21 protein-coding genes and 2 pseudogenes are annotated in these 23,509 nt (G+C 67.4%); 8 read left to right on the top strand and 15 right to left on the bottom strand.

The window, feature by feature from the left end:
- Nucleotides 1–15 precede the first annotated feature (15 nt).
- The 3 genes from OUO20_RS08745 to OUO20_RS08755 are packed head-to-tail and all read left to right on the top strand — an operon-like array spanning nucleotide 16 to nucleotide 4,732.
- Nucleotides 16–1,068, top strand: a complete 1,053-nt coding sequence (locus OUO20_RS08745) for a 3-oxoacyl-ACP synthase III (protein ID WP_056387874.1) — start codon at nucleotides 16–18, stop codon at nucleotides 1,066–1,068.
- Nucleotides 1,062–3,764: an alpha/beta fold hydrolase gene (locus tag OUO20_RS08750; protein WP_268003246.1), complete on the top strand. Its 2,703-nt coding sequence runs from the start codon at nucleotides 1,062–1,064 to the stop codon at nucleotides 3,762–3,764. Before OUO20_RS08745 ends, OUO20_RS08750 begins: the two co-directional genes overlap by 7 nt.
- Nucleotides 3,761–4,732 (top strand): NAD-dependent epimerase/dehydratase family protein, encoded by a 972-nt coding sequence (locus OUO20_RS08755; protein WP_268003247.1) that lies wholly within the window; start codon nucleotides 3,761–3,763, stop codon nucleotides 4,730–4,732. The genes OUO20_RS08750 and OUO20_RS08755 overlap by 4 nt, the downstream gene beginning before the upstream one ends.
- 24 nt (nucleotides 4,733–4,756) lie before the next feature.
- On the opposite strand, the pseudogene mutM reads toward OUO20_RS08755, so the two are convergent.
- The 5 genes and pseudogenes from mutM to coaD form a co-directional block, all read right to left on the bottom strand.
- A pseudogene (mutM, locus tag OUO20_RS08760) lies at nucleotides 4,757–5,724 on the bottom strand (bifunctional DNA-formamidopyrimidine glycosylase/DNA-(apurinic or apyrimidinic site) lyase).
- A 6-nt stretch (nucleotides 5,725–5,730) separates the two neighbouring features.
- Entirely contained in the window at nucleotides 5,731–6,459 is a 729-nt protein-coding gene (rnc, locus tag OUO20_RS08765) for a ribonuclease III (RefSeq protein ID WP_056387882.1), read from the bottom strand.
- A 20-nt stretch (nucleotides 6,460–6,479) separates the two neighbouring features.
- Nucleotides 6,480–6,683: a 50S ribosomal protein L32 gene (rpmF, locus tag OUO20_RS08770; RefSeq protein ID WP_009356569.1), complete on the bottom strand. Its 204-nt coding sequence runs from the start codon at nucleotides 6,681–6,683 to the stop codon at nucleotides 6,480–6,482.
- A gap of 36 nt (nucleotides 6,684–6,719) precedes the next feature.
- Nucleotides 6,720–7,244, bottom strand: coding sequence for a YceD family protein (locus tag OUO20_RS08775; protein WP_082581631.1), 525 nt, complete (start codon nucleotides 7,242–7,244; stop codon nucleotides 6,720–6,722).
- Nucleotides 7,245–7,366: 122 nt separating this feature from the next.
- Nucleotides 7,367–7,867, bottom strand: a complete 501-nt coding sequence (gene coaD / locus OUO20_RS08780) for a pantetheine-phosphate adenylyltransferase (protein ID WP_056387888.1) — start codon at nucleotides 7,865–7,867, stop codon at nucleotides 7,367–7,369.
- A 43-nt stretch (nucleotides 7,868–7,910) separates the two neighbouring features.
- Between coaD and OUO20_RS08785 the strand changes: the two genes are divergently transcribed.
- Together OUO20_RS08785 and OUO20_RS08790 are read left to right on the top strand one after the other, a co-directional pair.
- Entirely contained in the window at nucleotides 7,911–9,140 is a 1,230-nt protein-coding gene (locus OUO20_RS08785) for an aminotransferase class I/II-fold pyridoxal phosphate-dependent enzyme (RefSeq protein ID WP_186447729.1), read from the top strand.
- Nucleotides 9,140–9,928 carry a spermidine synthase gene (locus OUO20_RS08790; protein WP_200953130.1) on the top strand — a complete coding sequence of 263 codons (789 nt, stop codon included), beginning with the start codon at nucleotides 9,140–9,142 and terminating at the stop codon, nucleotides 9,926–9,928. The genes OUO20_RS08785 and OUO20_RS08790 overlap by 1 nt, the downstream gene beginning before the upstream one ends.
- A gap of 13 nt (nucleotides 9,929–9,941) precedes the next feature.
- Here OUO20_RS08790 and rsmD read toward each other — a convergent pair whose 3' ends face one another.
- From rsmD to thiL, 4 genes and pseudogenes are all read right to left on the bottom strand, one after another.
- Nucleotides 9,942–10,571: a 16S rRNA (guanine(966)-N(2))-methyltransferase RsmD gene (gene rsmD, locus OUO20_RS08795; RefSeq protein WP_056388174.1), complete on the bottom strand. Its 630-nt coding sequence runs from the start codon at nucleotides 10,569–10,571 to the stop codon at nucleotides 9,942–9,944.
- 42 nt (nucleotides 10,572–10,613) lie between these two features.
- Nucleotides 10,614–12,884 (bottom strand): ATP-dependent DNA helicase RecG, encoded by a 2,271-nt coding sequence (locus OUO20_RS08800; protein WP_018768310.1) that lies wholly within the window; start codon nucleotides 12,882–12,884, stop codon nucleotides 10,614–10,616.
- Nucleotides 12,874–13,859: pseudogene (locus OUO20_RS08805) on the bottom strand (DAK2 domain-containing protein). Before OUO20_RS08805 ends, OUO20_RS08800 begins: the two are co-directional and overlap by 11 nt.
- A 22-nt stretch (nucleotides 13,860–13,881) precedes the next feature.
- The gene (thiL, locus tag OUO20_RS08810) at nucleotides 13,882–14,928 is read right to left on the bottom strand and encodes a thiamine-phosphate kinase (RefSeq protein ID WP_056387892.1); all 1,047 of its coding nucleotides are present in this window, start codon (nucleotides 14,926–14,928) and stop codon (nucleotides 13,882–13,884) included.
- Nucleotides 14,929–14,997: 69 nt separating this feature from the next.
- On the opposite strand from thiL, the gene OUO20_RS08815 reads away from it, so the two are divergent.
- On the top strand, nucleotides 14,998–15,501 hold the full coding sequence (locus OUO20_RS08815; protein ID WP_018768313.1) for a DUF3515 domain-containing protein: 504 nt from the start codon (nucleotides 14,998–15,000) through the stop codon (nucleotides 15,499–15,501).
- A gap of 42 nt (nucleotides 15,502–15,543) precedes the next feature.
- Here OUO20_RS08815 and OUO20_RS08820 read toward each other — a convergent pair whose 3' ends face one another.
- The 6 genes from OUO20_RS08820 to leuC all read right to left on the bottom strand — a co-directional run bounded on the left by OUO20_RS08820 (nucleotide 15,544) and on the right by leuC (nucleotide 22,070).
- The gene (locus tag OUO20_RS08820; RefSeq protein ID WP_056387895.1) at nucleotides 15,544–16,692 is read right to left on the bottom strand and encodes a D-alanine--D-alanine ligase family protein; all 1,149 of its coding nucleotides are present in this window, start codon (nucleotides 16,690–16,692) and stop codon (nucleotides 15,544–15,546) included.
- A gap of 2 nt (nucleotides 16,693–16,694) precedes the next feature.
- Nucleotides 16,695–17,744 (bottom strand): NAD(P)H-dependent glycerol-3-phosphate dehydrogenase, encoded by a 1,050-nt coding sequence (locus OUO20_RS08825; RefSeq protein WP_056387897.1) that lies wholly within the window; start codon nucleotides 17,742–17,744, stop codon nucleotides 16,695–16,697.
- Complete coding sequence (locus OUO20_RS08830) at nucleotides 17,741–18,508, bottom strand: lysophospholipid acyltransferase family protein (RefSeq protein WP_056387899.1); 768 nt, start codon at nucleotides 18,506–18,508, stop codon at nucleotides 17,741–17,743. The genes OUO20_RS08825 and OUO20_RS08830 overlap by 4 nt, the downstream gene beginning before the upstream one ends.
- Before the next feature lie 9 nt (nucleotides 18,509–18,517).
- Entirely contained in the window at nucleotides 18,518–19,843 is a 1,326-nt protein-coding gene (gene murA, locus OUO20_RS08835; RefSeq protein WP_026265620.1) for a UDP-N-acetylglucosamine 1-carboxyvinyltransferase, read from the bottom strand.
- Nucleotides 19,844–20,002: 159 nt separating this feature from the next.
- Nucleotides 20,003–20,605: a 3-isopropylmalate dehydratase small subunit gene (gene leuD / locus OUO20_RS08840; protein WP_018768318.1), complete on the bottom strand. Its 603-nt coding sequence runs from the start codon at nucleotides 20,603–20,605 to the stop codon at nucleotides 20,003–20,005.
- A 10-nt stretch (nucleotides 20,606–20,615) separates the two neighbouring features.
- A complete protein-coding gene (gene leuC / locus OUO20_RS08845; protein ID WP_026265621.1) occupies nucleotides 20,616–22,070 on the bottom strand; it encodes a 3-isopropylmalate dehydratase large subunit in 1,455 nt (484 codons plus the stop codon).
- Between the two features lie 113 nt (nucleotides 22,071–22,183).
- On the opposite strand from leuC, the gene OUO20_RS08850 reads away from it, so the two are divergent.
- Together OUO20_RS08850 and OUO20_RS08855 are read left to right on the top strand one after the other, a co-directional pair.
- Complete coding sequence (locus OUO20_RS08850) at nucleotides 22,184–22,903, top strand: IclR family transcriptional regulator (protein WP_009356552.1); 720 nt, start codon at nucleotides 22,184–22,186, stop codon at nucleotides 22,901–22,903.
- Between the two features lie 44 nt (nucleotides 22,904–22,947).
- Nucleotides 22,948–23,493 carry a DUF1697 domain-containing protein gene (locus tag OUO20_RS08855; protein ID WP_056387902.1) on the top strand — a complete coding sequence of 182 codons (546 nt, stop codon included), beginning with the start codon at nucleotides 22,948–22,950 and terminating at the stop codon, nucleotides 23,491–23,493.
- Nucleotides 23,494–23,509 lie beyond the last annotated feature (16 nt).

Below are 23,509 nucleotides of genomic sequence, written 5' to 3' on the forward strand. Positions count from 1 at the left end.
ACAGTCACCGCATGAATGCGCGACGGAAACGAAGAGGGGCTTGAATTGGCAGGTAATGCAACCTTCCGCCACAGCAACACCGCGCTGCTCTCGGTGAGCAGCGTCGAGGCTCCAAGGATCGTAAGCTCCACGGACTTCGACCGCCACCTGGCGCACACCCTGAAGCGGCTGAAGTTTCCACCCCGGCTGCTTGAGCGCGTTGCGGGCATTACGCACCGCCGCTGGTGGGCCCCCGGAACATCGTTCGACGACGCCGCGGTGGAAGCCGGAGCCAAGGCCCTGGCCGAGGCAGGCATCGAAGCCTCCGACGTCGGACTGCTGATCAACACCTCGGTCACGCGCCGCAACCTCGAACCGTCCGTGGCGGTGAAGATCCACCACGGCCTGAGCCTGCCGTCGTCGGCCATGAACTTCGACCTCGCCAACGCATGCCTCGGGTTCGTGAACGCCCTGACCCTGGCAGCGAACATGATCGATTCGGGGCAGATCAGGTACGCCGTCATCGTCAATGGCGAGGACGCCCAGCTGACGCAGGAGGCCACCCTCGCCCGGCTCCAGCGGCCGGAAACCACCCGCGACGACTTCAACCGCGAGTTCGCCACGCTGACGTTGGGATCCGGGGCCGCAGCGGCTGTCCTGGGACCGGCCGATGAGCACCCCGGGGCCCACCGCGTGGTGGGCGGCGTGATGCGTGCCGGCACCGAGCACCATGAATTGTGCGTGGGCGGCATCGACGGCATGAGCACGGACACGAAAGGACTGCTCGACGGCGGCCTCCAGCTGGTCGTGGACGCGTGGCATGAAGCGCAGCCCGAGTGGGACTGGGCGGCCATGGACCGCTACGTCACGCACCAGGTCAGCAACGCCTATACACAGGCCATCATTGACGCCATTGACCTCGACCCCGACAAGGTGCCCATCACGTTCCCGCACTGGGGCAATGTTGGGCCCGCCTCGCTGCCCATGACGCTTGCGGCCGAGTCGCAGTCCCTGGATACCGGGGACCGCGTCCTGTGCATGGGCGTGGGTTCCGGCCTGAACACCGCAATGCTGGAAATCGTTTGGTGATCGCGGACTGGCCGGGCGTGGCCGCCGGGTGGTCGCGCCAGATTGATGTCCCTTCCACAGCCGGCGTCGACGCGCCGGGCACGGTGCGCCGCTGGCACCTGCTGGACAACGGCGCAGAACTCGCCGGCCGTGGCCTGGTTCCCGCCGGGACCCTGCTGTGCGTGCACGGCAACCCCACCTGGTCCTACCTGTGGCGGAGCCTGCTGGCCGCCGGATGCGACCCCGCGCATCCGTGGCGGGTGGTGGCGGTTGACCAGCTGGACATGGGATTCTCCGAACGCACGGGCACCTTCCGCCGGCTGGCAGACAGGATCCAGGACCTGAACGACCTGACGGACGCGGTGGCCTTGGAAGGACCGGTCGTCTCGGTGGGGCATGACTGGGGCGGAGTGGTCAGCCTGGGCTGGGCGCTGGCCCACCAGCACCAGTTGGCCGGCGTGGTACTGACCAACACGGCCGTTCACCAGCCTGCAGGCTCGTCCATTCCCCCGGCCTTGCGCCTTGCCCTGCACCCTGCCGTGCACACATGGGGAACCACCACATCCGACTCCTTCCTGCGGGTGACGCATTCGCTGGCGCACCCGCCGCTGCCCGCGGATGTCCGGAAGGCGTATATGGCCCCCTACCGCGGAGCCGAGCGGCGGGCCGGCGTGGGAAACTTTGTTGCCGACATTCCCGTGGACGCCTGGCATCCCAGCTTTTCTGCGCTCAGCGGCGTGGCGGAAGGCCTCCGGAACCTGAAGGTCCCTGCCCTGATGCTGTGGGGTCCGCGCGACCCGATCTTTTCCGACCGCTACCTCAAGGACCTCATCACCCGCCTCCCGCATGCTGACGTGCACCGCTACGAGGGCGCAGGACACCTGCTCGTGGAGGACCGCGACATCGCCCCGGCGGTTTTCGACTGGCTGGCCGGGCGCGTCAGCGGCGGCGGCAACGGTTCGCCCGCGGTGGGGAACGCCGCTTCCCAGCCACCGGCCCGCGCAGGTTTCCAGCCACTGTGGACGCTCCTCGCCGAACAGGCGGCAGGACCCGCCGGAGGTAAGCCGGCCGTCGTCGAAATGGCTGCGGACGGCACCGTGGCCCGTTCCCTCACGTGGCAGCAGCTGGACTCTGACGTCCACCGCCTGGCCACCGGCCTGCACCTGGCAGGCGTAAGGCCGGGCAGCCGGGTGAGCCTCATGGTCCCGCCCGGGGTGGACCTGACCGTGGCCCTGTATGCCTGCCTGCGGCTGGGAGCCGTAGTGGTGGTGGCCGATGCCGGACTCGGAACGAAGGGACTGAACCGGGCGGTCAAGGGGGCTACTCCCGACTTCCTGATCGGCATCGACAGGGCGCTGGCAGCTGCCCGCGCCCTGGGATGGGCGGCCAGGCGCATCAGCGTACGCGACCTCCCGGCCGCCCGCCGCCGGATTCTCGGAGTGGAAACCTCCCTGGCCGCACTAACAACGGCGGGTAGGGTGCGCTCCGCCGGGCCTGGCGACGGCAACGGCAACGGCAACGGCAACGGCACATACTGGCCGGACCCGGACTCCCCCGCCGCCGTGCTCTTCACCTCCGGCTCCACCGGTCCGGCCAAGGGCGTGCTGTACACGCACCGGCAACTCGCCGCGATGCGGGACACCGTGGCCGAAACCTTCGGGATCCATCCGGGCCAGCGGCTGGTGGCGGGTTTCGCGCCCTTCGCCCTGCTCGGACCGGCACTGGGAACCGTGTCCGTGACGCCGGCGATGGATGTCACCGCGCCACGAACCCTGACCGCGCGGGCCCTCGCGGACGCCGCAGCGGCCATCGACGCCACCGTGGTCTTCGCCTCGCCGGCTGCCCTGCGCAACGTCGTCGCCACCAGCGGCGGACTCAGTGCGGAGGGCACCGCAGCGCTGAAACGGGTTGAACTGCTGCTCTCCGCAGGCGCCCCCGTTCCCGAACCGCTCCTTGCGGAGATGCAGCGGCTCCTGCCGGGTGCCTCCCTGCACACGCCCTACGGAATGACGGAAGCGCTCCCCGTCACCGACATCAGCCTCGAACAAATCAGGGCCGCGGCTTTCGACGCCGGATCCGGAACAAAGCCCGGCGCCGGCAACGGTGTCTGCGTGGGCCGGCCCGTCCACGGCGCCCGGGTGGCCGTCATCCCCCTGGCGGCAGACGGCACAGCCCCCGGTTCAACTCCTGTCACGGACGCGGGAATCACAGGAGAAATCCTGGTCAGTGCGCCGCACGTCAAGGATATGTACGACCGGCTCTGGCTGACCCAGGAAGCCAGCACCGGCGTGGCCGGATGGCACCGCACCGGCGACGTCGGCCACTTCGACTCCGACGGCCGGTTGTGGGTGGAAGGCCGGCTTGCGCACGTCGTCACCGCGCCCGGTTCGGTGGTGACACCGGTCGGCGCCGAACAGGCCATCGAACGCGTGGCCGGCATCCGGATGGCCGCGATTGTTGGCGTGGGGTCGGCGGGGACGCAGGCCGTCACCGCCGTGGTCGAGACGGTCCCGCCCGTCCGGAAAGCCGGGCCTGCCGGTCCGGAACTGGCTGGAAAGGTCCGGGAAGCCGCGCGCACGGCGGGCATTTCCGTGGCCGCCGTGCTGGTGGTCCCCGCGCAGCCTACCGATATCCGCCACAACGCAAAGATCGACCGGACGCGCCTGTCCCGGTGGGCTGCCTCCGTCCTGGCCGGCGGACGCGCGGGGACGCCATGAAAGTCCTCGTTACCGGTGCAAGCGGACTCCTGGGCCGCGGAGTCGCCGGACAACTGGTGCACCGGGGCCATGACGTCACCACCTTCCAGCGGCGTCCCTCAGGGGTCGACGGCGCCACGGACCACCGCGGATCCCTCACCGATGACGCCGCGGTCAGCGATGCCGTCCGGGGTGCCGAGGCAGTCATCCACCTGGCGGCCAAGGTCTCCTTCACCGGCCGTGCCGCACAGTTCGACGAAGTAAACGTCCACGGCACCCTGCGGCTGCTCCTCGCCGCCCGCGCGGCCGGCGTGCGGAACCTAATCTTCGTGTCCTCGCCGTCAGTGGCCAATTCCGGCGCCGCCATTGCGGGCCTGGGGGCAGAGCCCGCGGACCCGGAGCATGCCCACGGGGACTACTCCCGCACCAAGGCCCAGGCGGAACTGCTGGCCCTTGCCGCGGACGCCCCGGACTTCCGCGTTGCTGCCGTTCGGCCGCACGTGGTCTGGGGACCCGGGGACACGCAGCTGGTGGAACGGGTGCTGGCGCGGGCTGCCCGGCACCGGCTGCCGCTGCTGGATGCGGGCGCCGCCCTGATCGATACCACGTACGTGGACAACGCCGCGTCGGCGATTGTTGCCGCGCTGGAGCGCATCAGCCACATCCATGGCAGGGCGCTGGTTGTCAGCAACGGGGAGCCACGGCCGGTGGGCGAACTGATTGCCGGCATCTGCGCCGCCGGTGGCGTGCCTGCCCCGTCGTGGTCCGTCCCGGGGCGGTTTGCCAGGGCGGCGGGGTCCGTAGTGGAAAAACTGTGGCTGAGGCTTGGAATGCAGGACGAACCGCCCATGACGAAATTCCTCGCTGAGCAGCTGTCCACCGCCCACTGGTTCGACCAGCGCGAAACCCGGGAACTCCTCGACTGGACTCCGGCCGTCCCGATCGACGAAGGCCTGGCGCGGCTGGCAGCACACTATGGCACCCGCTGAGCCCATCGCCTGGGCGGCCCGGTGCTACCAGCGGCCGTTGCGTGGCCGCGGCTGGCACACGGGGCAGGTGTGGGACGAACGGTTCATGAACTGCTCGCGGCGGATGACCGCCTGGATTCCTGCGGCCGCGCACCTTTTGCACGGCTCACCCTGGCGGCCGTACGCGTTGAGGGACCGGTCGAAGTAGCCTGAGGCGCCGTTGACGTTGACGTACAGGGAATCGAAGCTGGTTCCTCCTGCGGCCAGGGCATCGAGCATGACCTCGCGGGCGCTGTCGAGGACACGCCGGGCGTCCCCCCGGCGCAGGGTATCGGTGGGCCGGGCGTAATGCAGCCGGGCCCGCCACAGCGCTTCGTCGGCATAGATGTTCCCGATACCGGAGACCAGGCCCTGGTCCAGCAGTGCCCGCTTCAGGCCGGTCCGGCGCTTCCGAAGCCGCTGGTAGAAGAGGTCGAAGGAGAACGAAGGGTCCAGTGGATCGCGCGCAATGTGCGCGGCTTCGGCGGCGATCAGGGGAAGGGGGATTCCGCGAGGCCGCCCGGGCCGCCGTCGTCCGTGGGTACCAGTGCGGTGACAAAAAGGCCTCCGAAGATCCGCTGGTCCACGAACCGCAGCTGGTCCGGCATGCCGTCGCGGGGACTGAGCCGGAAACGGACCTTGAGGTGCCTTTCATCGGGAACGCCGGGGCCCTGCATCAGCAGCTGCCCGCTCATGCCCAGATGCGCCATGAGTGCCACCGCGGGAACGCGGGTGTCCTCCCCGGCGTTCGGCAGCGCAGCGGTGCCGTCCAGCAGCGGCATCCAGAGGAACTTGCCGCGCCGCACGACGTCGGCCACCGTGGCGCCTTCGAGGTTGCCGATGAAGTCCCCTGCCCCGAGGGCGTGGCGCCGGATGGAGCGGGGATCGATGACGTCCACGGCGCGGATGGTCCTGCCGCGGACCCAGTTCACCAGGCCGCGGCGCACCACTTCGACCTCTGGCAATTCAGGCACGGAGCGCTACTTGGCGGCTATGGAGCCTGCGGAGGTGCTGGGGTCAGCCTGGGCCCCGGCTCCGGAGAGCACCCGCCAGGCGTCTTCCGCTGCCTCCTGTTCGGCTTCCTTCTTGGAATGGCCGGAGCCCTTGCCGTAGGCCTTGCCGCCAATGTTCAGCACCGCCGTGAAGGTGCGGGCGTGGTCCGGGCCGGAGCCGTCCACTGCATAGTGGATGCTGCCCAGCTGCCGGCTGGCGGCGAGTTCCTGGATGCTGGTCTTCCAGTCGGTGCCGGCGCCCAGGACTGCGGCGTCCTTCAGCAGCGGACCGACCAGCCGCATGACCAGCTGGCGCGCGGTCTCGATGTCGTTGGAAACGTACGTTGCCCCGATCAGGGCCTCCATGGTGTCCGCGAGGATGGAGGCCTTGTTCTTGCCGTGGGTGAGCTTTTCGCCCTGCCCGAGGTAGATATACTCACCGATGCCAAGGCTGCGGCCGATCCCGGCGAGGGCCCGGGTACTGACGACGGCGGACCGGCGCTTGGCGAGTTCGCCTTCGGGCAGGTCCGGGTTGTCCCGGTAGAGGGCATCGGTGACGGAGAATCCCAAAATGGAGTCGCCCAGGAACTCGAGCCGCTCGTTGGTGGGTATGCCGCCGTTCTCGTATGCGTACGAACGGTGGGTAAGCGCAAGACGAAGCGTCCCGGCGTCAATAGTGACACCGAGACGCTTCAGAAGCTCTTCAGTTGAAGACATCAGTCAGCCTGTTGGGCCGATTAGACGTCAGCGACCTTGCGGCCCTTGTACTCAAGGAACAGCGCGGTGCCGGCAGAGTCGGTAACGACCTTTGCCTGGTGCGGCAGGCTGTAGGTGACCTGGCCGTTCTCAACGGTCTTCACCAGGTGGGGGGCGGTCGCCTTCCACTGCGAGCGGCGGGCGCGGGTATTCGAGCGAGACATTTTCCGCTTGGGAACAGCCACGGCTAACTCATTTCTCTCTAGACAAACACGTACAAATCAATTTTGCCGGTCAGGCTTAGCCATATCAGCTAGGGCAGCCCAGCGAGGATCCAGGACCTCGTGGTGGTGCCCCGGCTCGTCTTCCAGGCGAGCTCCGCATTCGGAGCAAAGGCCCTGGCAGTCTTCCCGGCACACCGGCTGGAACGGCAGATTGGTGACAACCGCGTCCCGCAACACCGGTTCAAGATCGATTACATCGTGCTCGACTCGACGTTGCTCTTCATCATCTTCTCCATCCGAAAGCTGAATGCCCTCGTAGAAGAAAAGTTCTTGCACATTGACCTCAAGGTCATACGCAAGGGGATCCAGGCATCGGCCGCACTCGCCAGTAACTTCGGCAACCACGGTTCCTGATACCAGAATTCCTTCGTGTACGGCCTCCAGCCTCAGATCCAGCTCGACATCCGAGCCTTCCTGAACACCAATGAGCGCCACACCAAGATCACCCGGTGCGGGTACATGTTCCTTCAGTGTCCGCATGCTTCCCGGGCTGCGCCCGAGGTCCTTGACGTCGAACGCCAAGGGCGAACCAGCATCTCTGTTAATGAGAACTCCTGTTGAACATATGACCGACGTACCATCTTAGCCTGAAGAGCCGCAGCGACTCAAACCGGCACGAGGAAGCGCCGAAGTACCGATCCAGCCTACCGCTTTGGCTGCTGATCCGCCGAAGGCTCGCCGGAAACCATGCGGCGGTGCACCGAGCGGGGCACGTAGTCGGACACGCTGCCGCCCAGGGACGACACCTCTTTGATCAGGGTGGAGGACAAATGGACGTAGCTGGCCTCTGCCGGGAGGAACACTGTCTCCACCCCGCTCAGCTGCCGGTTCATGGTGGCCATGGGCAGCTCGTAGTCAAAGTCCGACGAGGACCGGAGCCCCTTGACGATGGCCGACACGCCCCGCTGGCGGCAGTACTCCGCCAGGAGCCCCTCGCCCACCGGTTCCACCACGATGCCCCTGAGCAGTGCCAGCGTTTCGCGCGCCATTTCCAGCCGCTCTTCCAGGCTGAACATGTACTTCTTGGCGTAGTTGGTGGAAATGGCCACGATGACCTCGTCGAAAAGACCGGCAGCCCGTGCGATGACTTCGAGATGGCCGTTGTGGATGGGGTCGAAGGATCCGGGGCACACAGCGCGTCTCATGCTCCGAACCTACCCCATGGAAAGGCCGGGATACCATGACTGGATGCATCCACCACGGGAACTTTCCACCCCCTTGGCACCTGCGCCCTGGCAGCGTACGGCGCTCGGTGCCAACCTCCTAGCGCCCGACGGCGGGCTGGGTGTCACCATCTTTGAAGAGATGACCACCCTGGCCGTCCAGACCGGGGCCATCAACCTGGGCCAGGGCTTCCCCGATGAGGACGGGCCTGCCGAAATCCGGGAGGCAGCCCGGGCAGCCATCGCAGCGGGGGCCAACCAGTACGCGCCCGGCAAGGGCCTGCCCGAACTCCGCCAGGCGGTGGCCGCACACCAGGAACGGTTCTACGGGCTTGCGCCGGACCCGGCAACCGAAGTCATCATCACCACCGGAGCCACCGAAGGCATCGCCGCGGCCCTCCTGGCCTTTGCCGGACCCGGCGACGAGGTCCTGACGTTCGAGCCTTTCTATGACTCCTACGGCGCGGTCATTGGGCTTTCCGGCGCCTCCCACGTCACGGTGCCGCTCGCTGCCCCGGACTTCATGCCGGACATGGCGGCCCTGGAGGCAGCGTTCAACGGGCGGACCCGCGTTGTACTGCTGAACAACCCGCACAATCCCACCGGCGCCGTTTTTCCGCCGGCCGTCCTGCAGCGCGTGGTGGAGCTCGCGGAGAAGCACGGCAGCATTGTCATCACGGATGAGGTGTATGAGCACCTCACCTTCGGCGTGGCCCATACCCCCGTTGCCACCCTTCCAGGGGCCGCCGCCCGCACCATCACCATTTCCTCTGCCGGAAAGACCTTTTCCCTGACCGGCTGGAAGATCGGCTGGCTGAGCGGGCCCGAAGAGTTGGTCTCCGCCGTCCGCACGGTCAAGCAATTCCTTACCTACAGCTCAGGCACTCCCTTCCAGGCCGCGATCGCCAAGGGGCTGGCCCTGCCGGACAGTTTCTACACGGGCATCGCCGCCGCCCTTGAGACGAAACGTGACATCCTCAGCGCCGGACTTCGGGCGGCGGGCTTTGACGTTTTCACACCACAGGGAACCTACTTCGTCAATGTGGATACGGCTCCGCTGGGCATCACCGATGCCCTGGACCTCGCCCGCCGCCTGCCGGCACTGGTGGGCGTCGCAGCCATTCCCGTTCCGGTCTTCTGCCATGCGGAAGGCGCGAAGCGGATGCGAAGCCTGCTCCGGTTCGCGTTCTGCAAAAAGACAGAAGTCCTGGAGGAGGCTGCGGCGCGGCTGTCCACCCTGCGCGGAAGGCTCTGATGTCCGGCGGCAGCGGCGTGCACGCCAGCCGCTTCCTGCGGACCACCGGCCGGCATGCCACCATCGAACCCGATGCGTTCACTGACGGGGGCTATGTACTGAGCATCGGCGGCTCCGAACAATCCCACGTCAACCTCGACCGGCCGGAGGACATCTTCTACGAATACCTCCGCAGGATCGGGCACCTGGTGGATCTGGCCGCCCCTCCCGGCGAGCCGATCAGCGCCCTCCACCTGGGGGCAGGGGCGCTGACGCTTGCGCGCTACATCCAGGCCACCCGCGCCGGTTCGCTCCAGTACGCGGTCGAGCTGGAACGTGAGCTGCTCGACTTTGTCCTTCGGCACCTTCCCATGCCCGACGGGACAGACCTGACCACCGTCATCGGCGACGCCCGCGAGGCGCTCGGTGCCCTCGATCCGGGACTCACGTTCGACGTCGTAATCCTGGACATCTTTTCCGGCCCGGAAGCGCCGGCCCACATCGCCACCAGCGGTTTCTACCGCGAAGCCAGGGAGCGTCTGCGCCCGGACGGCCTGCTGATCGTCAACGTGGGCGACGAGGCGGCCCTCACACTGGTCCGGAGCCAGGTGGCGGCGATGCGCGCGGCAATGGCGGATGTGGGTGCCTTTGCGGAAGCGGGCATGTTCGAGGGCAGGTACCCGGGCAACATCATCCTGGCAGGCACACAGGGCCCCTGGCCGGAATCGTGGACAGCTGAGCTGACCGCCCGGGGCCCCCACCCTGCCCGTGTCCTGGCGGGAGTGGATCTGGACCCCTTCTCGGGCTGAGCGCCTTGGCGGGCTAGGTGCCCTGGGTGTCAGGTCCGGCAACATCGGCCAGGTCATCCGGAGCGATGGCGTCGGGCACGAACGGCTCGGCGAACCACAGCCGGGTTTCCCCGTACTTCTTTTCGGCGAACCTCGTCATCCCGTCCGGCCACTGCGGTTCCGGGGAGCGGGACGAGCGTTCCACCACCACAACGGCACCCGGGACCAGGTGCGCGGCGAGCTTCTGCAGCACCGCCGACAGTGCGGCTTCCTCCAACGGATACGGCGGATCCAGGAACACCAGGTCCCAGGCCGCAGATTCCGCGGCCCGGTCCAGGAAAGGTTCCACCCTGGAGCGGTGCACCGTGACGGCCTTTCGGCCCAGGACTCCGTTAATGAGGTCCGCGTTGCGCTGGCACACACCGCTGGCCTTGGCGTCGGATTCCACCAGGTCCACTGTCGCGGCTCCCCTGCTGGCGCTTTCCACCCCCAGGGAACCCGAACCCGCGTATAGATCAAGCACCCGCGCCCCGGAAATCACCTCGAAGGCGTCCAGGCGGGAGAACAGAGCTTCCTTCACCCGGTCTGTCGTAGGCCTGGTCAAGGACCCGGGAACCGCCGCCAACGGCGTTCCGCCACCAACGCCGGAGATAATCCTGGTCACCGTGCCCACCGCGATCCGCCGGCGCCCGCTCCGCTTTCTTTGCTAACCGCGTTCAAGGAACGCCTCCTTCTCAGGGTTGAGGTATTTCTCGATGGCGTCCGCGAGTTCCGGGTAGCCGGACAGCAACGGGTCGCCGCCTACGATCGCCTGGGCGTCCTCCCTGGCCCGGGCGATGACGTCTTCGTGTTCGAGCACCCGCAGCAGTTTCAATGTGGACCGTCCGCCGGACTGGGAAGCGCCCAGGATGTCGCCCTCGCGCCGCAGTTTGAGGTCTTCCTGGGAGAGCACAAACCCGTCGGTGGTGGCCGCCACGGCATCCAGCCGCCGCCGGCTTGGGTGGCCCGGTTCCAGGGCGGTGACCAGCAGGCAGGTTCCCGGCAGTCCGCCGCGGCCCACACGGCCGCGAAGCTGGTGCAACTGGGAGATGCCGAACCTGTCGGCGTCCAGGATGACCATCAGGGTGGCGTTGTGGACGTCCACCCCCACTTCGATCACGGTGGTGGAGACGAGCAGCTTGATGCGGTTGGCGGTGAACCCGGCCATGGTCTCCGTCTTCAGGTCGGGGTCCTGGCGTCCGTGTAGGGGAGCCAGCGGCACCCCTGCCAGCGAGGGCTCGCCCTGAAGATGGTCCACGACGGCGGTGACCGACGCGAGCTCTCGCGTCTCCTCTGTGTCCATGCCGGGAGGTGCCGCCTCCCCCGGGCTGAAGTCGCCGTCGTCGTCTGTTCCGATCTTGGGACAGACCACGTACACCTGGTGGCCGGCGTCGATCTCTTCCCGGGCACGTGCCCAGATCCGTGCCACCCAGCCGGGATTTTCCGCAAGGCCCACGAGGTAGGTGGTGATCGGGGCCCGGCCCTTTGGCAGTTCGTCGAGGGTGGAGGTCTCAAGGTCGCCAAACACGGTCATCGCTACGGTGCGGGGAATGGGCGTGGCGGTCATGACGAGCAGGTGCGGCGGTTTCCGGGCCTTCGCCCGCAGGGCATCGCGCTGTTCCACACCGAAGCGGTGCTGCTCGTCCACCACGATCAGGCCGAGGTCGTAGAAGGACACGTTGTCACTGAGGAGGGCGTGGGTGCCGATGATGATTCCTGCGGTCCCCGAGGCGGCGTCCAGCATGGCTTGTTTCCGTGCCGCAGTGGGCATGGACCCGGTCAGAAGCGTGACCTGCACGGACGGCCCGTTGCCCCCGGACGGCCCGCCGAGGAGTCCGTCGCTGGAGAGCACGCCCAGGGTGCGGCGGATGGAGTCGTAATGCTGGGCGGCGAGCACTTCGGTGGGCGCCAGGAGTGCGGCCTGGCCGCCGGCGTCGATCACCTGCAACATGGCCCGCAGCGCCACCACGGTTTTCCCTGAGCCCACTTCACCCTGCAGCAGCCGGTTCATGGGGGCTGCCTGCGCCAGTTCCGCGGCGAGGGTCTTGCCGACGGCGGCCTGGCCGGCTGTGAGCGTGAAGGGCAGGTCCTGGTCGAAGGCAGCCAGGAGACCGTCTGTGACAGGGCGCCGTGCGGTGGCTTCCTCGGCGGCGAGCTGGGCCCGGCGCCTGGCAAGCGCTGATTGCAGCACCAGGGCTTCCTGGTACCGGAACCGGTCCCGGGCGCGTTTCCAGTCGGCGGCGATTTCCGGCGCGTGGATGAGCCGGTACGCCTCCGCCACGGGCAGGAAGCCTTCCCTCGCGGCGACCGTAGGTGGAAGCGGATCCGGCAGCGCACCCAGGTCCACGGTTTCGAGCAGGGTGCCGATCACCTTCTGGATCCTCCAGCTGGGAAGCTTGGCTGTGGCGGGATACACGGGGATGGGCATCGCGGCGAGTTTCGCGGGGTCACCGGTGCCCTGCACGAAGGGGTCATCGTCCAGGAGCTGGAAGTCCGGGTTGGTGAGGCCCAGCTGGCCTTTGAAGCTGGTGACTTTTCCCGAGAACAGCGCCCGCCGTCCCTGCAGGAGCTCGGCTTTTGCCTTGTAGCCGTTGAAGAAGCTGATCTTGAGGGTCCCGGGCACTTTGCCGTGGTAGTCCCTGCCGCCCACCAGCCGGAGGCCCTGCTGCCCGTCGTCGTCGGAAACGATGACGTCCGTGATGGTCCCCCGCCGTGCCTGCATTGCCCGCGTGCTGCTGGACAGCACCCGGGCGATGAGGGTGACGTCCTCATTGAGCGGGAGCTCGCTGATGGGAGTCAGCTCACCGCGCATGAGGTAGCGGCGGGGAAAGTAATTGAGGAGGCCTTCGACAGTGGTGATGCCAAGGTGTTTTTCAATGACGGCCGCGGAGCGCTTTCCGATCCGGCGTTCCAGGGCGAGGTCCAGCTCAGCGTTCATGCCCGCCGGTGTTCACCTTTTCCGCATCCGGGTCCCGGGGAAGCGCCAACTCGCTGATGCTGATCTGGGACGGCTCCCCCAGCGACCTGATGATGTCCACGGCCGCGTCAGGTTCCGGAACGTGGACGTGGACCCGCCACCGGTAGTTGCCCTCGGGATCCGAGCCGTTGCCCACCTGGCTCATGATGACGGACTCGCCGATCTCGTCCAGCCGCTGCCGGAGGGTGGCGGCATTCAGGGGCGAAAGGTTGATGGTGCACATGACTTCCACGCCGTCGTCGTCCGGCATGGAAGTGTGGATGTGGGGGTCGGAGACGTCGTAGCCGTGCAGGCCATCGAGGAGTTCGCTCTGCAGTTCCTCGCCCAGGACGGCGGAGCGGAGGCAGTCGAGGATCAGCAGCATGCCCACGCCGCCCGCGTCCACCACATGGGCGGACTGCAGGGCATCGAGCTGCTCCTCGGTGTGGATCACGGCGGCCAGCGCACCCTCCACCGCCGCGTCCAGGGCCAGGCCCAGCGCATGGTTGCTGTCATCGCCGTCCTGGGCGGCGTCGACGGCGGCTGCCGCACGGGCTGCCGCTTCCATGACCGACAACATGGTTCCCGGAACTGGATCACTCAGTGCGGACCATGCGCGGATCTGGGCACGGTTCAGCGCTGCCGACAGGAGCGTGGAGGTCAACCGGGTATGGCCGGCAAGGGGTTCCGCGGCGGCGCAAAGAAACACGGAAAAAGAGTTCCCGAGTTTCCCCTGGCTTCCTCCATGGCGGCCTGCCCGGCCGTGGCAAGGACTTCCCCGACGTCGACCGGGGCCGGCTGATCCTCGGCGAGCACCAGGGAGCGGGCGGCAGCGCGCACGGTGAGATAGAGGTTGGTGCCCGTGTCGCCGTCGGCCACCGGGAAGATGTTGATGGCGTTGAGCCGGTCGCTGTGGTTTCCCAGGGCAGTTTCAGCCTTGCCCAGCCACCTCTTCATCGCCAGCGCGTTGGCGGCAACCTTAGTGTGCAAAGTGATCCCATCCCCCGGTGTCCGCGGCCCGGCCCGCAATCAGGACGCCCGGGCCTTCGTCGGTACCGAGTGCATGTATCGAGCCTATCGCAGTGAATCCGGGTGGCAGCTGAACGCCCGCCGGGAATGTGGCCAGGAGCCCGTGGTCCTCTCCGCCGCCCAGCACCCATGCCGTGCCGTCCCCGCCCAGGCGGGCGGAGGCGGGGGCCAGGAGGCCCGCCAGTTGCGCCAGGCCGGCCGGATCGAGCGCGACGGCGACGTTGCTGGCGGCGGCCAGCCGCTTGCCGTCCCGCAGGAGTCCGTCCGAGATGTCCAGCATTGCCGTGGCACCCGCCGCCCGGGCTGCAGGCCCGGCATGCAGCGGCGGACGCGGCCGGCACTGCAGGTCCACGAAGGCGCGCTCGGCCGGGGTGAGGGTGTCCACGGCGATGTCCGATTCAAGCAGCGCCAGGCCTGCGGCGGCATGGCCTGCTGTTCCTGCCAGCGCCAGGATGTCCCCCGCCCGGGCGCCGGACCGCAGGACCGGCTGTCCGCCGTCGAGCGTCCCCAGCACCGCCACGGTTACCGAGATTTCGCGGCCCCGGCCCAGGTCCCCGCCGGCCACGGAGCAACGCGCGGCGCCAAGTTCACGGATTCCGGCTGTCAACCCGTCCGCCAGGTCCTCCACCCACCTCACGGGCGTGTCCACGGGGAGGGTGAGGCTGACCACCATGGATATTGCCTGTGCGCCCATGGCGTTGATGTCGCTGAGGTTTTGTGCCGCAGCCTTCCATCCGACGTCGAACCCGGTGGTGCGGTAGCCGTTGGGCCACAGGAGGCGGAAGTCCTGGTCCTGGACCTGGGTGTCGATGCTGATGACGGTTCTGCCGTCCGGGGCTGCGACGACGGCGGCGTCATCGCCGGGACCCAGCAACGTGCTGGCGGTGTGGCCCCCGGCCATCCGGAGGCGCGGAAAAATCCGGTCCAGCAGCTCGGCTTCGGAAAGGCCGGCGACGGTGGGCTGGCAGGCGACGCGGTTACGGAGGTCTTCAGGCACGCCACTACGCTACCGCGCCCGGCCGACATCGTGTCCGGGCGGGGACGACGGCGGCGATAGGCTGGGATCATGCACCATCCCCAGCTGCCCCTGTCCGCCCGTGCCGCCAGGATGGCGATGGTTGGGGGAATTGCCGCCCTTTCCTTGACCGCCTGCTCCCCCGCGGTGGACGTCACGCCCGCCAGGGACGCCGCCAATCCGCTGTGCGCACCGATGATGGTGGCCCTGCCGGACGCCATCGGCGATTCAAAGCTGCGGAAGACCAACAGCCAGGCCACCGCAGCCTGGGGCGACCCGTCGCTTGTCATCCTCCGCTGCGGCGTCAATGTGCCGGGCCCTACGACGGACCGCTGCGTGACCGTCAACGGCGTCGACTGGGTCATCAAGGAGGGCGACCCCGTGTGGACGCTGACCACCTACGGGCGGGAACCGGCCACGGAAATCCTGATGGACCCGGACAAAATCAGCTCCGCAACCGTACTCGCGGACCTGGCAGCAGCTGCCGAAAAGGTGCCGTCAGCACGGAACTGCGTGGGCCAGGAAGACCTGCAGAACCTGCCGAAGAGCCGGTAGGTCCAGGCGGGTGGGCCCACGCCGGGAGGGTTCCGGCGTGGATCAGCGAAGGCCGGTTTTGCGGTTCAGGGCCAGGTGGATGAGTTCGTCGATCAGGTCCGCGTAGCCCAGTCCGGACGCTGCCCACATCTGCGGGTACATGCTCTTGGGCGTGAAGCCGGGCATGGTGTTGATCTCGTTGATGATCAGTTCGCCCTCGGGGGTGTAGAAGAAATCCACGCGGCTCAGGCCCTCGGCGCCGACGGCGTCGAATGCGGCGGCCGCCAGCTCCCGGACCCGGGAGATCGCTTCCGCGGGGATGTCTGCGGGACAGCTCAGGGCTGCGGCATCATCCTCCACATACTTGGCGTTGAAGTCGTAGAACTCGTGCGTCCCCCCGGACACCGAGATTTCGCCCGGCATCGAGGTCCGGGGCGCATCGGTGCCCCTGCCTTCCAGGACAGCGCATTCGATTTCGCGGCCGACAATTCCGGCTTCAATGACCAGCTTGAGGTCGTGGCGGCGGGCCTCTTCGATCGCGGCGTCCAGGTCCTCAAGGGAATCAACCTTGGAGATGCCCATCGACGAGCCGGCACGGGCCGGCTTGACGAAGACGGGGAAACCGAGGCGGTCCACCTGCTTCCTGACGGATTCGGGATCCCGCTGCCACTGCCGGTCGGTCACAGCCACGTAGGGTCCCACGCGGAGTCCGGCGGCCTCGAAGACCACCTTCATGTAGTGCTTGTCCATGCCGACGGCCGATGCCAGGACTCCGGCGCCGACGTAGCGGGTGTCGGAAAGTTCAAGGAGCCCCTGGATGGTCCCGTCCTCGCCGAAGGGGCCGTGCAACAGCGGAAAGACCACGTCGACGGCGCCCAGTTCCTGCGGAACCTCGTTGGGGGACGCCACGATCAGCTGGTGTTCCCCGCCGATCTCAGCAAGCGTGACGGTCTGCGGGGAAGGTACTACCTCGGGGAGTGATGATGCGGCAAGCGACCACTGGGTGGTTTCGGCCGGGGCAAGAACCCACTGGCCGGTTTTGGCAATCCCGATGGGGATGACGTCGTACTTGTCCTTGTTGATCGCGCCCAGCACGCCTGCTGCGGTGACGCAGCTCACGGCGTGCTCGCTGGAGCGGCCGCCGAAAAGCACGGCGACCCGCGGCTTGCGGCTGGTGGCAGTTTCCCCTGTGTTGGGTGTGTCTTGGGACATGGTCAGTAATCGCCTTCAGGTTTCAATTCCCGGGACAGCAGAACCGGCCCCAGTTGGTCAACGGACAGCTTGCCCGCCAGCACCGCGACGACGGCGGCAGTGATGGGCATGTCGACGCCGAGCTTGCCGGCGAGTTCATGGACGGCCTGGCCGGATTTGATGCCTTCGGCGGTCTGGGTCATCTTTCGGCCCACCTCCTCCAGGGTCAGGCCCTGGCCCAGCAGCCTCCCGGCCGTGTGGTTCCGGGACAGCGCGGACGAACAGGTTGCCACAAGGTCGCCCAGCCCGGCGAGCCCGGCCATGGTCTTGGCCTCGCCGCCCAGCGCCAAGGCGAGGCGGGACGTTTCCGCGAGTCCCCGGGTAATCACCGAGGCCTTGGTGTTGTCCCCCATCTGCTTGCCCTCACAGATGCCTACTGCCAGCGCAATCACGTTCTTGACGATGCCGCCGATTTCGACGCCGACCACATCGGCCGTGGTGTAGGGCCGGAAGTAGGGGGCGGTGCAGGTCCGGGCGAGCCAGCCTGCAGTGGCGGAGTCAGCGCATGCCACGACTGATGCCGTAGGCTCTTCCCGCGCAATTTCCATGGCGAGGTTGGGTCCCGAGACAACTGCGATGCGTTCCAGCGGCAGGCCCAGTTCCTGTGCGATGACCTCGCTCATCCGCGCGTCCGTGCCCAGCTCCAGCCCCTTCATCAGGGAGACCACAACAGCTCCGGGAGCGATCATGTCCTTCCATTCGCGCAGCTGCGGGCGCAGCGACTGGGCCGGAACCGCCAGCACCACCAGGTCGGCTCCCGCCAGGACTCCGCGGACGTCTGTGGACGCCGTGATGCTCTCCGGCAGGACGATGTCCTTGAGGTACTCACTGTTGCGGTGGCAGTTGTTGATCTCTTCGACCACCCCGGCGCGCCTGCCCCAAAGCCTGATGACGCGCGGCGTTCCGGCGGCAATCGCAGCGTCCGCGAGGATCTTCGCGAAGGTTGTCCCCCACGATCCCGCACCCAGGACGGCTACCGTGCCCGCCGCCCCCGGCTTCCCGTCAGCGGTCACGGAGCTTCCGTTCCTGATTCGGGCTCGCCGCGGTCAACGAACCGTCCGTGCTTGGCCTGCGGCCGCTTGGCCGGGTCCCAGCGTTCGGCGGGAGGCTGCTCGCCGCGCAGGCCTGCCAGCAAAGCCGTGATCGCGTCCATGATCACTTCCGTCGCCTCCGTCAGGGTGGCCTTGTCCAGCGGGCGGCCGCGGAACGCACTCAGGTCCACCGGTTCGCCCACGACGACGCGTGAGTGCTTCCGGGGGAACACGTGGAACCGCTTGCCGTACCTGGGGAACACCTCGTGCGCGCCCCAGTGGGCAATGGGCACCACCGGAATATCGCCTTCGAGGGCCAGCCTTGCCGCGCCGGTATGCCCCTTCATCGGCCAAAGCCCGGGATCGCGTGTCAGCGTTCCCTCCGGGTAAATGATGATCGCCCCGCCCTCAGCCACAATCTCCTGGGCCACTTGCAGCGATCGGTTCGCTCCCGCCGTCGAGCGCTCCACCGGCACCTGCTTGGTGGCGCGCAGGAGCGCACCCAGGCCGGGAACCTTGAACAGCGCGGCCTTGGCCAGGAAGTGCGGGGCACGCTTCTGGTTGTAGAGCATGTGCCCCACAACAAGGGGGTCGATCTCCGTGCAGTGGTTGGGGGCTGCGATGAAGCCGCCGGCGGGAAGCTTTTCGGTGCCTTCCCACGTCTTGGACATCATCAGGTTCAGCAGCGGCCGGGCGATGCTGGCAATGAAAACAAATGTGGCCTTGCTTTTGGCCGATTCCTTCACGGTGCCGCGCTACTTCGTGGTGGTGATGTCGAAGTCGGCCCCAAGGCCGGCGAGCTTTTCCGTGAACCGCTCGTAGCCCCGGTTGATGATGTCGATGCCGGTGACCCGGGACGTTCCGGTGGCGGCCAGGGCGGCAATCAGGTGGCTGAACCCGCCGCGCAGGTCGGGGACATCAATGTCGGTTCCCTTGAGCTGGGTGGGTCCGGAAATCACCGCGGAGTGCAGGAAGTTGCGCTGGCCGAACCGGCACGGGACACTGCCCAGGCATTCCCGGTGCACCTGGATGCTGGCGCCCATGCGGATCAGGGCGTCGGTGAAGCCAAAACGGTTCTCATACACCGTCTCGTGCACGATCGATACGCCCTCGGCCTGGGTCAGCGCAACCACCAGGGGCTGCTGCCAGTCCGTCATGAAGCCGGGGTGGACATCCGTTTCAAGGACCAGCGGGTTCAGCTTTCCGCCCTTGTGGTAGAACCGGATGCCGTCCTCGCCGATGTCCATTCCGCCGCCCACCTTGCGGTAGGTGTTCAGGAACGTCATCATGTCGCGCTGGGATGCGCCTTCAACGAAGATGTCGCCGCGGGTCACCAGTGCGGCCGAAGCCCAGGACGCCGATTCGTTGCGGTCCGAGAGGGCACGGTGGTTGTAGCCGCCGAGGTCACGGACACCCTCGATGCGGATGGTCCGGTCCGTCTGCACGCTGATGATGGCGCCCATCTTCTGCAGCACGGCGATAAGGTCGATGATTTCCGGCTCGGTGGCGGCGCCGGACAGCTCCGTGATGCCTTCCGCGCGGGTGGCGCTCAGCAGGACCTGCTCGGTGGCGCCCACGGACGGGTACGGCAGCGAGATCTTGGCGCCGTGCAGGCCCTTGGGTGCAGAGATGTGGATGCCACCGGGGCGCTTCTCCACGACGGCACCGAACTGGCGCAGGACATCCAGGTGGTAGTCGATGGGACGGTCGCCGATCTTGCAGCCGCCCAGGTCGGGAATGAAGGCTTCGCCAATGGCATGGATCAGCGGTCCGCACAGCAGGATGGGGATGCGGGAGTCACCGGCATGGGCATCGATCGCGGTGCTCGGCGCCGTCTTTGCGGCCTTGGGATCGAGGGTGAGGTCACCGTTGACCGGGTCCTTCTCCACGGTCACCCCATGCAGCTGCAGCAGGGAGGTGACCACCTCCACGTCCTTGATCTCCGGCACGTTCCGCAACACCGAGGGTTCGTTGCCCAGCAACGCCGCCACCATTGCCTTGGGGACAAGATTCTTTGCCCCACGGACGCTGACGCGGCCTGTAAGCGGGACACCGCCGCGGATTGTCAGAACACTACTCATATACCGGTTTCCTCACGATCACTAGCCCCCAAAACCTTGCAAAGGCTCCAACCAAGCATAGGAGGTCGCGTTACCGAACCGAAATAAGGGGGTACCGGCGGCGGGGCGTGGCGCGGCCTTCGCCCGCTGCGCCACGCCGCCGGGATGGTGGCCCCGGGGCTAGGAAAGCTTCGCCGGCAGGGTCTTGGGCTTGAACGCCTGGCGGGTCGCCTCGTAGGCGGTGATGTCGGCTTCGTGCTGGAGGGTCAGCCCGATGTCGTCGAGGCCTTCCAGGAGCCGCCAGCGGGTGTAGTCGTCGATGTCGAACGGCGCCACGATGTTGCCGCAGACGACGGTCTTGGACTCGAGGTCCACGGTGACCTGGGTTCCCGGGGCGTTTTCGAGTTCCTTCCAGATGAGCTCGATGTCGTCCTGCGCAACCTGCGCGGCCAGAAGTCCCTGCTTGCCCGAGTTGCCGCGGAAGATGTCGGCGAACCGGGAGGACAGGACGGCTTTGAAACCGTAGTCCTTCAGCGCCCAGACCGCGTGTTCACGGGAGGAACCGGTGCCGAAATCGGGGCCTGCCACCAGGACCGATCCCGCGTTGTAGGGCTCCTGGTTCAGGATGAAGGAGGGGTCCTTGCGCCAGGCGGAGAAGAGCGCGTCCTCGAAGCCGGTCCGGGTGATCCGCTTGAGGTAGACCGCGGGGATGATCTGGTCGGTGTCGACGTTGCTCTGGCGCAGCGGGACGCCGATACCGGTGTGCTTGGTGAACTTTTCCATTTGTGCTGTCCTAGGCTGCGTCGATGCGGATGGCGGCGGGTTCGGGAGCCGGGTCAAGGTCCGATGGAGAGCTGAGCGTGCCCCGTACTGCCGTGGCTGCGGCCACCACCGGGGAGACCAGGTGGGTGCGGCCACCCTTGCCCTGCCGGCCTTCGAAGTTTCGGTTGGAGGTTGAGGCGCAACGCTCCCCCACCTCCAGCTGGTCCGGGTTCATGCCCAGGCACATGGAGCAGCCGGCAAAGCGCCACTCGGCACCGAAGTCCTTGAAGACCTTGTCCAGGCCCTCGGCCTCGGCTTCCAGCCGGACGCGGGCAGAGCCGGGGACCACCAGCATCCGGATGTTCGGATCCTTTTGCCGGCCGCGGATGATGTCGGCAGCGGCACGCAGGTCCTCCATCCGGGAGTTGGTGCAGGAGCCCAGGAAGACGGTGTCCACGCGGATGTCCTTCATGGGCGTGCCGGCTTCGAGTCCCATGTACTGCAGGGCGCGCTCGGCAGCGGCCTTGGCGTTTTCGTCACCGAAGTCCCCGGGTGACGGAACGGACTCGGACAGGGACACGCCCTGGCCGGGGTTGGTGCCCCAGGTGACGAACGGCTCCAGGGTGTTGGCGTCCAGGTCAACCTGCACGTCGAAGGTGGCGTCGTCGTCGGTACGCAGCGTATTCCAGTACTCCACGGCGGCGTCCCAGTCCTCGCCTTCCGGCGCGTGGGGGCGGCCCTTCATGTACTCGTAGGTGGTTTCGTCCGGGGCCACCATGCCGGCGCGGGCGCCGGCTTCGATGGACATGTTGCAGATGGTCATGCGCGCTTCCATGGACAGGGCGCGGATCGCCGACCCGCGGTATTCCAGGACGTAGCCCTGGCCGCCGCCGGTGCCGATCTTGGCGATCACGGCGAGGATGATGTCCTTGGCGGTGACGCCGGGACGCAGTGTGCCCTCGACGTTGATGGCCATGGTCTTGAACGGCTTCAGGGACAGGGTCTGGGTGGCCATGACGTGCTCCACCTCGGAGGTGCCGATGCCCATGGCCAGCGCACCGAAAGCGCCGTGGGTGGATGTATGCGAGTCGCCGCAGACCACCGTCATGCCGGGCTGGGTGAGGCCCAGCTGCGGGCCCACCACGTGCACGATGCCCTGCTCGGCATCGCCCAGGCTGTGCAGCCGGACGCCGAACTCCGCGCAGTTGTTGCGCAGGGTCTGGATCTGGGTGCGGCTGGTCAGGTCGGCAATCGGTTTGTCGATGTCCAGCGTGGGGGTGTTGTGGTCCTCGGTGGCAATGGTCAGGTCCGGCCGGCGCAGCTTGCGGCCGGCCAGCCGCAGGCCTTCGAACGCCTGCGGGGACGTGACTTCGTGGACCAGGTGAAGGTCGATGTACAGAAGGTCCGGCTGGGCGTTGGCACCATCGCCGTCACCTTTGCGCACCACATGTGCGTCCCAGACTTTCTCGGCCAATGTCTTTGCCATGGCCATCTCCCTTCACTGCTGTTTGGCTGATTGATCCAACTGAATCAGGACGGCTCCGCGCTGCGCCAGCCGAAAGATTTGCATCTCAGATATTGAGACGGCAATATCATTACATGGACAATTCTAGTGGAGTCGGTGTCATTGATAAAGCGGCCCAGGTGCTCGATGCCCTTGAGGCCGGCCCCACCACGCTGGCGCAGCTGGTAGCCGCCACCGGCCTGGCCCGGCCCACTGTCCACCGCCTCGCTTTGGCGCTGGTGCACCACCGGCTGGTCAGCCGAGACATCCAGGGCCGGTTCGTGCTCGGCAGCAGGCTTGTGGAGCTTGCCTCCGCCGCCGGGGAAGACCGCCTGATCGCCTCGGCCGGGCCCGTACTCATGCAACTGCGCGATGCCACCGGCGAAAGCGCCCAGATCTTCCGCAGGCAGGGTGACTGGCGCGTATGCGTCGCCTCCGCGGAGCGCCCCATCGGCCTGCGCGACACCATTCCCGTGGGCACGCAGTTGTCCATGAAGGCCGGCTCTGCCGCGCAGGTCCTGCTCGCCTGGGAGGATCACGACAGGCTCCTCGAGGGCCTGCAGTCGGCCCGTTTCACGCCGACCGTCCTGGCAGGAGTACGACGCCGGGGCTGGGGACAGAGCCTTGGCGAGCGTGAGCCGGGGGTCGCCTCCGTTTCGGCACCGGTGAGGGGTCCGTCCGGCAGGGTGATTGCCGCCGTCTCCATTTCCGGTCCAATTGAGCGGCTGACCCGCCAGCCCGGCCGCCTGCACGCCGAAGTTGTCTGCAATGCCGGGCGCATCCTCACCGAGGCCCTCCGCAAGAACAACGACTAGGCTCCTGCCGGCCCCACCGGGGCTCCGGCCGCTAGGCTGTGCCCATGGGCAGCTATGCGGTGTTCCTCCGCGGCATCAACGTGGGCGGGATCAATATCAAGATGGCGGACCTGCGGGACGCGCTGAAATCCTGCGGCTTCACGGACGCAAAGACCCTGCTGGCCAGCGGAAACGTGGTGCTCAGCAGCACCCTGGACGCGGCAGCGGTCAAACAGGAATGCGAAAAGTGCCTCCGGGCCGCCTTTGGCTATGAAGCGTGGGTTGTGGTCCTGGACGCCGGGCGGGTGGCCCAACTGGTGGATGGCTGCCCCTACCCGGACGACGACAGGTCCACCCACACCTATATCACCCTGTCCTCGGACACCGCCGTCCTTGACGAACTGGAGGCGGCCGGGTCAGCCCTTGAAAGCCAGGACCAGCAGCGGCTGGGGCCCGAAGCGCTTGCCTGGCTGGCCCCGGCGGGAGGGACACTGGACAGCCCCTTCAGCAAGATCAGCGCGAAAACGAAGTTCAAGGCCGCAACCACCACCCGCAACCTGCGCACCCTCATCAAGGTCCGGGACGCCGCGGCCGCCCTGGCGGGCGGCTAGGTCATTATGGGCCGGT

The sequence above is a fragment of the Arthrobacter sp. FX8 genome (assembly GCF_026723805.1).
Lineage (GTDB): Bacteria > Actinomycetota > Actinomycetes > Actinomycetales > Micrococcaceae > Arthrobacter.